At 64.8% G+C, this 12,744-nt stretch carries 14 protein-coding genes; 7 read left to right on the forward strand and 7 right to left on the reverse strand.

Annotation, left to right across the window (positions count from 1 at the left end; all coding sequences use genetic code 11):
• Window positions 1–141 precede the first annotated feature (141 nt).
• Window positions 142–1,770, reverse strand: a complete 1,629-nt coding sequence (locus tag DCM79_RS26905) for a fatty-acid--CoA ligase (RefSeq protein WP_257177115.1) — start codon at window positions 1,768–1,770, stop codon at window positions 142–144.
• Between the two features lie 64 nt (window positions 1,771–1,834).
• Between DCM79_RS26905 and DCM79_RS26910 the strand changes: the two genes are divergently transcribed.
• A complete protein-coding gene (locus DCM79_RS26910; RefSeq protein ID WP_257177116.1) occupies window positions 1,835–2,947 on the forward strand; it encodes an extensin family protein in 1,113 nt (370 codons plus the stop codon).
• A gap of 38 nt (window positions 2,948–2,985) precedes the next feature.
• Here DCM79_RS26910 and DCM79_RS26915 read toward each other — a convergent pair whose 3' ends face one another.
• Entirely contained in the window at window positions 2,986–3,663 is a 678-nt protein-coding gene (locus DCM79_RS26915; protein WP_257177117.1) for a L,D-transpeptidase, read from the reverse strand.
• A 336-nt stretch (window positions 3,664–3,999) separates the two neighbouring features.
• On the opposite strand from DCM79_RS26915, the gene DCM79_RS26920 reads away from it, so the two are divergent.
• Window positions 4,000–4,977, forward strand: coding sequence for a magnesium transporter CorA family protein (locus DCM79_RS26920; RefSeq protein WP_257177118.1), 978 nt, complete (start codon window positions 4,000–4,002; stop codon window positions 4,975–4,977).
• Window positions 4,978–5,183: 206 nt separating this feature from the next.
• A complete protein-coding gene (locus DCM79_RS26925) occupies window positions 5,184–5,402 on the forward strand; it encodes a hypothetical protein (RefSeq protein ID WP_028135008.1) in 219 nt (72 codons plus the stop codon).
• A gap of 78 nt (window positions 5,403–5,480) precedes the next feature.
• Here DCM79_RS26925 and DCM79_RS26930 read toward each other — a convergent pair whose 3' ends face one another.
• From DCM79_RS26930 to pdxH, 3 genes are read right to left on the reverse strand one after another with little or no spacing between them, the layout of a single operon-like run.
• On the reverse strand, window positions 5,481–6,251 hold the full coding sequence (locus tag DCM79_RS26930; RefSeq protein WP_257177119.1) for a class I SAM-dependent methyltransferase: 771 nt from the start codon (window positions 6,249–6,251) through the stop codon (window positions 5,481–5,483).
• Between the two features lie 15 nt (window positions 6,252–6,266).
• Window positions 6,267–7,019, reverse strand: coding sequence for an SDR family NAD(P)-dependent oxidoreductase (locus DCM79_RS26935; RefSeq protein ID WP_257177120.1), 753 nt, complete (start codon window positions 7,017–7,019; stop codon window positions 6,267–6,269).
• 50 nt (window positions 7,020–7,069) lie between these two features.
• Complete coding sequence (pdxH, locus tag DCM79_RS26940; protein WP_257177121.1) at window positions 7,070–7,711, reverse strand: pyridoxamine 5'-phosphate oxidase; 642 nt, start codon at window positions 7,709–7,711, stop codon at window positions 7,070–7,072.
• Window positions 7,712–7,824: 113 nt separating this feature from the next.
• Here pdxH and DCM79_RS26945 point away from each other — a divergent pair, with 113 nt between their 5' ends.
• Window positions 7,825–8,232 (forward strand): RT0821/Lpp0805 family surface protein, encoded by a 408-nt coding sequence (locus DCM79_RS26945; protein WP_257177122.1) that lies wholly within the window; start codon window positions 7,825–7,827, stop codon window positions 8,230–8,232.
• A gap of 109 nt (window positions 8,233–8,341) precedes the next feature.
• Window positions 8,342–9,304 carry a DnaJ C-terminal domain-containing protein gene (locus DCM79_RS26950; RefSeq protein WP_257177123.1) on the forward strand — a complete coding sequence of 321 codons (963 nt, stop codon included), beginning with the start codon at window positions 8,342–8,344 and terminating at the stop codon, window positions 9,302–9,304.
• 314 nt (window positions 9,305–9,618) lie between these two features.
• Here DCM79_RS26950 and DCM79_RS26955 read toward each other — a convergent pair whose 3' ends face one another.
• The gene (locus DCM79_RS26955) at window positions 9,619–10,389 is read right to left on the reverse strand and encodes an anti-sigma factor (protein ID WP_257177124.1); all 771 of its coding nucleotides are present in this window, start codon (window positions 10,387–10,389) and stop codon (window positions 9,619–9,621) included.
• Between the two features lie 106 nt (window positions 10,390–10,495).
• Entirely contained in the window at window positions 10,496–10,984 is a 489-nt protein-coding gene (locus DCM79_RS26960; RefSeq protein ID WP_028144186.1) for an RNA polymerase sigma factor, read from the reverse strand.
• Between the two features lie 172 nt (window positions 10,985–11,156).
• On the opposite strand from DCM79_RS26960, the gene fabI reads away from it, so the two are divergent.
• Together fabI and DCM79_RS26970 are read left to right on the forward strand one after the other, a co-directional pair.
• Entirely contained in the window at window positions 11,157–11,972 is an 816-nt protein-coding gene (fabI, locus tag DCM79_RS26965) for an enoyl-ACP reductase FabI (RefSeq protein WP_028135015.1), read from the forward strand.
• 13 nt (window positions 11,973–11,985) lie between these two features.
• Window positions 11,986–12,585 (forward strand): histidine phosphatase family protein, encoded by a 600-nt coding sequence (locus DCM79_RS26970; protein WP_257177125.1) that lies wholly within the window; start codon window positions 11,986–11,988, stop codon window positions 12,583–12,585.
• The last annotated feature ends 159 nt before the right edge of the window (window positions 12,586–12,744 follow it).

A 12,744-nucleotide genomic window follows, 5' to 3' on the forward strand; every position in this document is an offset into this window, starting at 1 on the left:
ATGTCCGGGTTTGTCCCGGGCATCCACGTTCTTTTTGCCGTGAGGTGAGGCGTGGATGGCCGGGACAAGCCCGGCCATGACGTCGTGGAGGCTTCAATGCGTCAAACGCTCGCCCCCTTCAGGGGAGGGTGGCACCGCGTCCTATGCTGCCGCGTTCGGGAAGCGATAATCCTTGAACTGGTCGCGCAGCGCAGTCTTCAGGATCTTGCCGGTGGCCGTGTGCGGAATACCCTCGACGAAGGCGACGTCGTCGGGCATCCACCATTTGGCGATCTTGCCGTCCATGAACTTCAGGATCTCCTCGCGGGTGGCGTGCTGGCCCTGCTTGAGCTGCACGATCAAGAGCGGCCGCTCGTCCCATTTGGGATGGAACACGCCGATCACGGCGGCTTCCGCCACGGCCGGATGACCGACGGCGAGGTTCTCGAGATCGATCGAGGAGATCCACTCGCCGCCGGACTTGATCACGTCCTTGGAGCGGTCGGTGATCCGCATGTAGCCGTCCTCGTCGATGGTCGAGACGTCGCCGGTGTCGAAGAAGCCGTCCTCGTCGAGGATGTTAGTGTCGACGCGGTAATAGGCCTTGGCGACGGCGGGGCCGGAGACCTTGAGGCGGCCGAAGGTCTTGCCGTCCCAGGGCAGCTCCTTGCCGGCATCGTCGGTGATCTTCATCTCGACCGCGAAGGGCGCATAGCCCTGCATCTGGAGCACGTCGAGCCTGGCATCGCCGGTGGCGTTCTGGAACGGCGGCTTCAGCGCCGCGACGCTGCCGATCGGGCTCATCTCGGTCATGCCCCAGGCGTGACGCACGTTCGAGCCCATGTCGAGGAAGGCCTTGATCATTGAGCGCGGCATCGCCGAGCCGCCGCAGATCACCATCTTCAGATCCGGCAGCTTGAGATTATTGGCCGACATGTGCTGGAGCAGCATCAGCCACACCGTCGGCACGCCGGCGGTGTGCGTCACCCTCTCGGTCGAGAGCAGCTCATAGACCGAGGCGCCGTCGAGCTTGGCGCCGGGCATGACCAGCTTGGTGCCCTGCGAAGGGGCGGAGAAGGCGATGCCCCAGCTGTTGGCATGGAACAGTGGAACCACCGGCAGCATTGTCTCGGACGCACTCGTGCCGAGGGCGTCGACATTGTTGGCCATCAGCGCGTGCAGCACGTTGGAGCGATGCGAATACAGCACACCCTTGGGATCGCCGGTGGTGCCGGAGGTGTAACACATCGCGGCTGCCGTGTTCTCGTCAAAGTCCTTCCATTTGAATTTGCCGTCCGCCTGCGCGATCCAGTCCTCGTAGGCGATCACGTTCTTCAGCGTGGTCTGCGGCATGTGCGCCTTGTCGGTGAGCACGACGTAGCGCTCCACGCTCGGCAGCTTGTCGGCGATCTTCTCCAGGATCGGAATGAAGGTGAGGTCGGTCATCACGATGCGGTCTTCCGCATGGTTGATGATCCAGGCGATCTGCTCGGGGAAAAGGCGGGGATTGACCGTATGGCAGATGGCACCGATTCCCATGATGCCGTACCACACCTCGAGATGGCGCCAGGTGTTCCAGGCGATGGTGGCGACACGGTCTCCGAGCTTGATGCCGTCGCGCTCCAGCATCTGCGAGACCTTGAGCGCGCGCTTGTGGATCTCGGCGTAAGTGGTGCGATGGATCGGTCCCTCGACCGAGCGTGTGACCACCTCCTGCTTGCCATGAATTTTGGCGGCGTGTTCGATGATCCGGTGGCAGAGCAGGGGCCAATCTTGCATCAAACCAAGCATTCCGACGTTCCTCCGAGAAGCCGCTGGGCGCGTTGTCGCTCTCAGCGTAGGGCCAAAGATTGCCATGACTTTTAGCCTGCCGGACTTTCGCCGCAAATGGTCTTGTCGCGGCTATATGTCCGCCGGCGCGGCAATGGTTACCGCTGCGCTCGGCCTGTCGCTCGTGCTCGTCGAGCAGGCAGAGGCGCGAAGGCATGCATCCCCCCTGGATATCTTCGGTATCGCCGCACCCCGGCCGCGCCCGGCGGTACATTCCGCCAAAATTCCGCTGCCGAGACCGCGCCCTGAGGAGGCCCCCAAAGCGCCGCAAGCGGCTCCGGCGGAGGCCGAGGACAGGCCCTCCCGGGACAAGCCGTCTGCCGATAAGCCAGCAGCCGACAAGCCCGCCGAGGCCGCGGCGCCGCCCGAGAAGCAGGCCTCGGCCTGCCGCCTCGCGCTGACCGAGGAGATCGCGATCGCGCCCTCCGTTCCGGACATCCGCGGCCCCGGCGCCTGCGGCGGCGAGGATCTGGTACGGCTGGAAGCCGTCGTGCTGCCGGACAAGCGCAAGGTGACGGTGAAGCCGGCCGCGATCCTTCGCTGCACCATGGCGTCCGCGATCGCCGATTGGCTGCGCAAGGACATGGTGCCGTTGGCCAGCAGCCTCGGCTCGACCATCAGCGACCTCGATAATTTCAATTCCTTCGAATGCCGCGGCCGCAACCGCGTCGCCGGCGCGCTGCTGTCGGAGCACGGCAAGGCCAACGCCGTCGATGTGCGCGCCATCAAGCTGGCCAACGGGCAGTCGATCGGCCTCACCGACCGCACCATGCCGCGCGAGGTGCGCGAACGCGTGCTGCACTCGGTCTGCGCGCGGTTTTCCACCGTGCTCGGCCCGGGCTCGGACTGGTACCACGAGGACCATATCCATCTCGACCTGGCGCAGCGGCGCAACGACTACCGGATCTGCCAGTGGAATGTCTGGGATCCGCTGCCACGGGTAGCCCCGCTGCTGCCGGCGGAACGTCCCGAGGAAGCGCCACCGCGCGAGGTTGCGGCCAAACCTGAGGTCAAGCCCGAGGCGCGGCAAGGCGCTGACGAGGCGGCGGCGGAGAAGGCTCCAGCGCCGGCTGACAAGCCGGCGGCCGAGGGCAGCAAGTCCCGGCCGCACAAGCCGGCAACAAAAAAGCGCCGGTGAAGCCGGCGCTTTTGGATGTCAGAAAGATCAGGCGGCGATCAGTAGCTGACCGCCTGGCTGTTGCCGAGCGCCAATCGCGAATTGTACGGCGAGTCGCCGTGCTTGGGCTCAAGCACCACAACGAGGGTGCCGACCTTGACCCGATCATAGAGATCGATCGCGTCCTCGTTGGTCAGGCGGATGCAGCCTGACGAGATTGAGGCGCCGATATATTCCGGCTGGTTGGTGCCGTGGATGCGGAACAGCGTGTCCTTGCCCCCCGAATAGAGGTACAGCGCGCGAGAGCCCATCGGATTGTCCGGGCCGGGGGCGACATAGGTCGGCACGCCCAGGCGCGAAATCTCGCCGGGGGTGGGGTGCCAGGCCGGCCACTCGGTCTTGCTGCCGACCTTGGCGATGCCCGACCAGGCCATGGCCTCTTCGCCCACGGTGATGCCGTAGCGGATCGCCTTGCCGCCCTCCAGCACGTAATAGAGGTAATGGTTGTCGGAATCGACCACGATCGAGCCCGGCGATTCCTTGCGGTGGTATTCGACGATGGCGCGGCGGAACGGCTCTGCGACCGGGGCGTTCTCGTATTTGACCTTGGCGAGCAGTTCCTTGTCCTTCGGCTTGAAGGCCTTGGTGTCGGTCGCCTCATAGCGAGTGGCCTGCATGCAGCCCGACAGCATCAGGCCGGCGGCCAAAATCCCAAACATAACTTTCAGCGACGACATGGTTTGGTTCCAATCAAAACAATACCGTGCGGAATGCCTGAGCCTAACGCCCAAGTTCCTCGACTCTGTTAATCCCATTATCGTTGAAATCTGCCACAATTCCAGCACTGAAGCCCTTTTCCCGCGCTGCGAGAGCCGAGCTGTGGCTTTTCTGCCGCAAATTTTGCAGCACCGTGCAAGATTTTGGGCGGGAAATGGCCGACTGTCGTTTCCGTGCCACAGTCGAGCCGTGACGTGGCCGCAAATCCAAACGCTTCCTTAATGCAGATGTCATCGTGAACTGGCCAGAATCGCGCTAAGGGCTGGCTTTCTGTCGCAGGTCTGTCGGAGTCGTGCATGTTTTCGGTGTTTGTTCCCTCCGAGTCCGCCCTCAAGAAGGTCGTGATCGAGGATCTTTCCGCGTTACCCGATAGCGCGGTGTGGATCGATCTCGTCAATCCGAGCGCGGCTGAGGACAAGGCGGTGGAGCAGCTCGCGGGCATCGCCATTCCGACCCGGGAAGACATGCAGGAGATCGAGATCTCCAGCCGCCTCTACATCGAGAACGGCGGCCGCTACATGACCGCGACGCTGATGTGCCACTCCGATACCGACATGCCCAGGACCACGCCGGTGACGTTCATCCTCGCCGACCACCGCCTGGTGACGGTGCGCTACGACCTCCCCAAGCCGTTCGCCCTCGTCGAGGCCAAGCTCGCCCGCTCCTGCACGCCGTCCGTCACCGGCGAGACGGTGCTGATGGAACTGCTGGACGCCGTGATCGACCGCTGCGCCGACATCCTGGAGCGTTGCGGCGCCGAGATCGACCAGGTCAGCCACGACATCTTCGAGCCGGAGAGCGAGCGCCATGGGCAGGCCAAGAGATATTCCCAGATCCTGATCTCGATCGGTCGCAAGGGCGACCTGACCTCGAAGGTTCGCGAGAGCCTCGTCTCGATCGGCCGCGTCGTGGCGTTCCTGTCCGCGGTCGTGGAGGGCGTGAAATGGTCGAAGGACATGCGCGAGCAACTCAAGACCATGCAGCGCGACGTGGCCTCGCTGACCGATCACGCCTCCTATCTCTCCAACAAGATCACCTTCGTGCTCGACGCCATGCTCGGCGTCGTCAATCTCGAGCAGAACAACATCATCAAGCTGTTCTCGGTCATGGCCGTCGTCCTGATGCCGCCGACGCTGATCGCCTCCGTTTACGGCATGAACTTCAAGGTCATGCCGGAACTCGAATGGGTGCACGGCTATCCGATGGCGCTGGTGATGATGCTGATCGCCGCGATCGTTCCGTACTGGATCTTCAAGTGGAAGAAGTGGCTCTGATCGCGCCGCGCTCTCGGAGAATAGCTACCGAGACCTTACGCCGGTCGCACAGAGACGATGAATCGTGTCGCAGAATAGATCGGGATTGCGGCATCGTGGTGATGGGTGCATCGTGCCGCAATTCCTCCGGTAAAATTTGAGCGGTGGGCTGAACGTTTGCGCGAAACTTGTCTGCGATAAGTAGCGCGTAGCCGCGAGGAACAACCATGGTTGAAAAACACATAACGTCGCCCCGCAACGTCATCGATCTGGCGAACTATCGTCAGGTCTTGGCGAGCGGCAAGGCGTCGTCGATGTCGGTGCGCATGTGCCGGCACTGTGGTGCTCCGCTGCTCGACGGTGAGAACGACGACGACTGCTCGACCGCATTCAGCTCGGCCGCGCCGCGGCCGCGCGACCGGTCACGTCGGATTCGAATCGATTGAGGAACGGAAGGTAAGGGCGATCCAGGTCTTGCGGCGGCGTTGTCTGGATCGCCTTGCTTCCACTCTTCGGCAAATCTGCTAGGGCTTAACTATCTGCGCCGTCGAGACGATGGTCTCTTCGATCGCATAGTCGCGGCTGAACGGGACGAGATGATGCAAGACATCGCTCAGCATCGCCTCGACATTCTCGCCCAGTGCATCCCGTGACGAGGACGAATAAGTAAGCGTGCGCTTCGCCAAATCGTGCAGGCCGACCAGATGGCTGGTCTCGACGGTGACAAGCTCGGCGAGCTGCAACGGGCTGCCGTGGAAGAACGCGGAAAGGTCGCGATGTGTCCGCGTGCCCCGTCCTGCCTCCTCCCAGAGCTGCGCAGGCGACCAGCGACGGCGAATTTCGTTGTAACCATCGAGCCATGGGTTACGGCCGTCGGTAGCCGAGAACGAAGCGCAGATCGCGATCACGCCCCCGTGTGCGACCAGCTGGCCGAGTTGGGCAACCGTCGCATCGCGATCCATCCAATGCAACGCACGGCCGATCGTGACGATGTCGAAAGTGCCGATATCGGGTGGAAGCGTCTCTGCCTTGCCTTCAATCAGCGTGACATGTCGACCCGCGCCCGAAGCGGCAAGCCGCGCGGCGTCGAGCATCGCAGGCTCCGGATCGACTCCGACGACACGGCCGACGTAGGGGCCGAAGCCGAGCGCCAGCAGTCCGGGTCCGGTACCGAGATCGATCAGGCTGCTCTGTTTGGTGAGACCGAGTTTTTGCGCGACGCAGCGGAAGAATTCGCGCGGATACGGCGGCCGCAAATGCTCGTAGAGTGAGGCGGTGCTTGCGAACCGGCCCATCCTTTCGTGCCCTGTCTACACGTGCTGGCCGCCGTTGATGTGGATCTCGGCGCCGTTGACGTAAGAGCTGGTGTCCGTGCACAGCACGTAGATGATCTTGGCGACCTCGTCGGGCGTGCCGAGGCGGTGCATCGGGATCTGCTGCTCGACGATCTTCTCGGTGCCCGGCGACAGGATCGAGGTGTCGATCTCGCCCGGCGCGATGGCGTTGACGCGCACGCCGATGCGGCCGAAATCGGAGGCCATCTCGCGCGTCAGCGATGCCAGCGCGGCCTTCGAGGTGGCGTAGGCGGCGCCCGCGAACGGATGCACGCGCGAGCCCGCGATCGAGGTGACGTTCACGACCGAGCCCTTGGCCGCCTTCAATTCCTCGATCAGCCCGCGCGCGATCATGATCGGCGCGAAGAAGTTGACGTGAAAGACATGCGTCCAAGTCTCGAGGTCGGTGTCGACCGAGCCGAGCCTCGATCCGCCCGGTCCCTTCGGCGAGATCGCGGCGTTGTTGACCAGCGCATGCAGCATGCCGCCCTCGAGCCGGTTGCGGATCTCGGAGATCGCGCGGGACGTGTCCTTGGGATCGGCGAGGTCGACCTGGATGTGGTCCTCAGGACCCGCATCCCACGGGCAGTCCTCGGGGAAGGGGTGCCGCGAGCAGGTGATGACGCGCCAGCCCGCCGAGGAGAAGCGGATCACGGTGGCGTGGCCGATGCCGCGGCTGGCTCCGGTCAGGAGCAGCGTGCGGCGCGGCGCATTGGACGAATGCGGCATGGACATCTTTCAGGTCGGCCCAAAGCTCGAGACAAGGATCAGGATGAGGCTCAAGGATACATCCGCGTCTTGGACCACTTCTGGCCGGCCGCGTCACGACGAAATTCGATGCGGTCGTGCAAGCGGAACGGGCGGTCGTGCCAGAACTCGATCCGGGAGGGCGTGATGCGCCAGCCGCTCCAGCCTGGCGGCCGCGGCACCTCGCCGATGACGTATCTGGCCGCGACTTTCGCGATGGCTTGCTCGAAGGCGAAGCGGCTCTCCAGCGCCTCGGACTGCTTGCTCGCCCAGGCGCCGATCTGCGCCTGCTTGGGCCGGGTGGCGAAATAGGCGTCGGCTTCGGCCTCGGTCACCGGCGTCACGTTGCCGCGGATGCGGACCTGACGGCGCAGCGACTTCCAGTGAAAAAGTAACGCTGCCTTAGGGTTTGCGGCGAGTTCGCGGCCCTTCTGGCTGGCGATGTGGCTGTAGAAGACGAAACCCTCGGTATCGAAGCCCTTCATCAGCACCATGCGCACGTCGGGCAGGCCGTCGGGATCGACGGTTGCGAGCGCCATGGCGTTCGGATCGTTCGGCTCGCTCTTGATCGCCTCGTTCAGCCAGCTCTCGAACAGCGCAAACGGCTCGTCGGCGGCGGTGAAATCACCGGATGTTAAGGGTGTCTGGTGTTTCATCGAGGTCGTGTCGGTCATGTCTGGAGTCCGAGTTGCGTCCCGCGGCCCAAAACGCGTTGTCGTCCGCTACCGCCCTATATAGGGCATGGGGACGCGTTGGCCTATCGGCGATCCGGCCATCGGGCTTTGTCATGACGATCGTTCTCGTCGGGCTCGGGGCCGGGGGATGCAGCTTTTCCCGCACCGACCAGGGCGCCTACGCCAAGGCTGACGACAGCGATCTCACCGGCTCGATCGTGCGACCGGCGAAGGACGCCCCCCCGACCGAGACCGATATGGCCTTCGCCCGCAACGCCGCCACCGACGTCCTCAGCAAGGGCGACAAGGATTCCAGCCAGCATTGGCAGAATCCGGAGACCGGGGCGCGCGGCTCGGTGACGCCAATCGCGCAATCCTACGCCGCCGAGGACGGCCGCAAATGCCGCGATTTCCTGGCGAGCTACGTCAACGGGACGACGGAAAGCTGGCTCCAGGGCGCCGGTTGCCAAAGCAGCCGTGGCCGTTGGGAGATTCATACGCTAAAGCCGTGGCGGAGCTAGGAATCGGTCCGCGCCCCTAGTTGCAAAAATGCCACTCTCTCCCCACATGGATCGCAGGTGGGGCGGGGAGCCCTTTGAACAATTCGAAGTCTTGAAGGAGACGTGACGGATGCGCGACCCCTATGAGGTCTTGGGGGTGCCGCGGAGCGCCAGCGCTGCCGCGATCAAGAGCGCCTATCGCAAGCTTGCCAAGAAGCACCATCCCGACAGCAACAAGGACGACCCGAAAGCCGCCGAGCGCTTCTCCGAGATCAACTCGGCGAACGAGATCATCGGCGACGAGGACAAGCGCAAGCAATTCGACCGCGGCGAGATCGACGCCGAGGGCAAGCCGCGCTTCCAGGGGTTTCCGGGCGGTGGCGGGCCGCGCGGCCGTGCCGGCCCCGGCGGGTTCGAAAGCTATACGTTCCGCTCCGGCGGCGGCCCCGGCGCGGGCGGCGGCGCGTTCGAGGATATCCTCAACAGCATGTTCGGCGGCGGCATGCGCGGCGCACGGCCGGGGGCCGGCGGCGGCGCCCAGTTCGACTTCGACACCGGCGGCATCGGGCTCGATCTCGACGTCAACGTCGCCATGTCCGTCACGCTGGAAGAGTCGGTCAAGGGCGGCGAGAAGCGCGTCCGGCTGCCGACGGGCAAGGAGCTCAACGTCAAGATTCCGGCCGGCGTGACCGAAGGCCAGCAGATCCGGCTGCGCGGGCAGGGCGAGAGCGCGCAGGGTCATCCGCCCGGCGATCTCCTGATCACCATCAACATCGCGCCGCACCCGTTCTTCAAGGTCGAGGGCGCCGACCTCAGGATCGACCTGCCAGTCACGCTCTACGAGGCGGTGCTCGGCGGCAAGGTCCGCGTGCCTACCCTCGGCAATGCCGTGGAGCTTTCGGTCCTGAAAAACACCTCCAGTGGCCGGACCTTCCGCCTCAAGGGCAAGGGCCTGCCGAAATCTGGTGGAACCGGGGATCTCTTCGTCACCGTCAGGATTATGCTACCGGACGGGAACGACGCCGAGCTTGAAGCATTGATGGAGAAGTGGCGGGACCAACACCCCTACAATCCACGTAGCGGGCTTGGCTAAATTATCGAACTGAAGGGGTTCTCCTAGACACCGAGGGCATCGTCCCGGAGATGATGCTCATCATATGTCTGAGGCGTGGTAGCGCTTCATGAACTCGACGTATCGGCTGTCCGGCGGGGCAGCCGATAAAAAGGTGCGGCCTCGAGAGGGGGACCAGCGCGGTACCAAAAACCCCAATCGAGGCCGCCCGCGTCGATCGGCGGATCGAACGCCACTCATAATCGCGTGAACACTCGGTGCGATAATGAGACGCACCGATGTCTTGATTCCAAATTTTCAATGACGGAATCTGGGCACTGTGCTCAAGCGGTGGTTTACGTGCCGTTTTTCTCAGCCTGGTCATAGACCGCCTGCGCCACCTTGGTCAGCCGGTCGCGATCGCCGCCGCCGCTGACGACGTAGCCGACGCCGCGTTCGGCCCAGAACAGCGCGCCGTCCTTGTCGGTCCTGGCGTACCGCATTTGCGTCGCACCATTCTCGGTCTTGGCGGTGTAGATCGTGTAGCGCTCGCCCGAGGCGCCCTCATACATCAGGAACGACGCCGGCCCGTTCGGCCCCGGCAAGAGCCGGCCGCCGACCAGCTTCAGCCCGCTGGCCTCCAGGTTTGGGGCGAACACGGTCCAGCCGCAGCGCCGGGTCAGCCAGGCCTGGAGGTGGTCGCGCTCGTTGCCGCCGACCTCGACCGGATGGCGGACCTCGACGACATAGAGGCGGTGAGCGTCGAGCGCGTCCGCGGTGAAGCTCTGGAAGGTCGAGGGGGCGCTGGCGGCGCCATGCGCGACCCAGCCGGCCGTGCCGCCGGCGACGAAGGCAACCAGCACAGCCGCGGCGGCGCCATACAGCCATTGCCGCGGGCGGCGCTCCAGCCGCTCGAGCTCCAGCCGTGCCGGCACCGGCTCGTGGGCGATGGAATCGTAGCGGGCGTGCAGCATCTCCGCCATGGCGCGCCACGACTGCACCCGCTCGGCCTCCTCAGGATGGGCGGCCAGCCAGGCCTCGACGTCGGCGCGGCGCTCGGCCGGCAGCTCGCCGTCGACATAGGCGTGCAGTTCGTCCTCGGTCACTGGGATCTTGCGCTCGTTCATCTCGATCGTCTCTGGCTCTGTGGCCCACAATGTCGTCCAAGGTTCAACTTTGCTCGCGGCGACGGCACGCTTCGGGCGGACGATCCGCGATGCATCAACCCCGCCATCATTTCACCCGCCGGAGCGTCGGGCGCTCGCCTTCCAGCGAGGCCTTGACGTGGGCGCGGGCACGGGCGAGGCGCGACATCACGGTGCCGATCGGCACGCCCTGGATGTCGGCGACCTCGCGGTAGCTCATGCCTTCCAGCATGACCAGCAGCAGCACCGAACGCTGCTCCTCGACGAGCGTCGCCAGGGCCCTCTCGATGTCGCGCCCTTCGGCTTCGGTGCCGCTGGCATCGGGATTGTTCTCCGTCAGCTGCATGAACTGCGGCCGCCTTGCCAGCGAGCGGCGCCGGTTTTTGTTGAGGTTGGTCAGGATCGTGTAGAGCCAGCTTCTGACGTCGCCGCCGAGAAACAATCGCTCCGAGCGCAGGGCCCGCACCAGCGTGTCCTGCACCAGATCGTCGGCCGCGTCCGCGTCGCGCGTGAGCGCGCGGGCGTAGCGGCGCAACGCCGGGATCATGGCTTCCACACTCTGGCGAAACGCACTCATTGCGGTCTTGACGTCCTGGTCTCGGGCGCGAGCGCCTCGATGATCATAACACCCGAACGGAACGGCTATTCCGCGGCTCGAAACAGCGTTAACGCGGCGTATTAGGGCTGTACCGCAGGGGAGGGCTGGTGTACCTCCAGACCTCAGCAAGAGTTCGACGGGACGTTCCAACATGGCGCAGAATTCAGGTCTGATGCAGGGCAAGCGCGGGGTGATCCTCGGCCTTGCCAACAACCGCTCGATCGCCTGGGGTATCGCCAAGGCATGCCACGCGGCCGGCGCCGAGCTCGCCTTCACCTATCAGGGCGATGCGCTCAAGAAGCGCGTCGAGCCGCTGGCCGCCGAGATCGGCGGTCTCGTGCTCGGCCATTGCGACGTCACCGATGCCGCCACCATCGACGCGGCGTTCGCGGTGCTGAAGGAGAAGTGGGGCAAGATCGACTTCCTGGTGCACGCGATCGCCTATGGCGAGCAGCTCGAAGGCCGCTACGTCGACACCACCGCGGAGAATTTCTCCAAGTCGATGCTGATCTCCTGCTACTCGTTCACGGCGGTGGCGCAGCGCGCCGAGAAGCTGATGACGGATGGCGGCTCGCTGATCACGCTCAGCTATTACGGCGCCGAGAAGTGGATGCCGCATTACAACGTGATGGGCGTGGCGAAGGCGGCGCTGGAGGCCAGCGTGCGCTATCTCGCCGCCGATCTCGGCGAGAAGAATATCCGCGTCAACGCGATCTCGGCAGGTCCGATCAAGACGCTCGCCGCCTCCGGCATCGGCGACTTCCGCTATATCCTGAAGTGGAACGAGACCAACGCGCCGATGCGGCGCAACGTGTCGACCGAGGACGTCGGCGGCAGCGCGTTGTATCTGCTCTCCGAGCTCTCGCGCGGCGTCACCGGCGAGGTGCATCACGTCGATTCCGGCTATCACGTGCTGGGCATGAAGAGGCCCGATGCGCCGGACATTTCATTCGGCGGCAAGGACTGATCTTCAGGCTGGAATGGCCGTGCCCACGATCTACTATCTTCGCCACGGCGAGACCGAGTGGAATGCGCTCGGCAGGCTTCAGGGCACCAAGGACATTCCGCTCAACGCGCGGGGGTGCGGTCAAGCCGTCCAGGCCGGCAGCATTCTCGCCGACTTGTTCAAGCGCGAGGGGCGCGACAAGGCGGCGCTGCCTTACGTGTCGAGCCCGCTCGGCCGTGCGCGCCAGACCATGGAGCTCGCGCGCGGCAAGCTCGAACTGCCGGTCGCCGACTATGCGCTCGACGATCGGCTGCGCGAGATCGGCTATGGCAGCTGGGAAGGGCTGACGCTGGCCGAGAGCGAAGCGGCCGATCCCGAGATTTACGCCAGGCGCCTCGCCGACAAATGGAGCGTGGGCCCCGCCGGCGGCGAGACCTATGCCGATGTCCAGGTCCGCGTGCGCGCCTGGTACGATCAACTGCGGGGTGACACCGTCGCGGTCGCCCATGGCGGGACCTGCCGGGCCCTGATGGTGTGCTTGGGGCTGGAGACGCCGGCCAGCGCCGCCGAGCTCTATATCGAGCAGGGGGCAGTCTACGTGTTCCGTGAGGGACGGCTGGAGAAGTTCAGTTAGGAGCGGCCATATCCCCCGCCGTCATGCCCGGGCCTGTCCCGGGCATCCACGGCGCTTTCTCGCCGGCGGGGTAGGGACGTGGATGGCCGGGACAGGCCCGGCCATGACGAATTCGGCGGGCATTTGACCACCCATCCAGATCGCGTTACGTCACGTTGA

The sequence above is a fragment of the Bradyrhizobium sp. WBOS07 genome (assembly GCF_024585165.1).
Taxonomy (GTDB): Bacteria; Pseudomonadota; Alphaproteobacteria; order Rhizobiales; family Xanthobacteraceae; genus Bradyrhizobium; species Bradyrhizobium japonicum_B.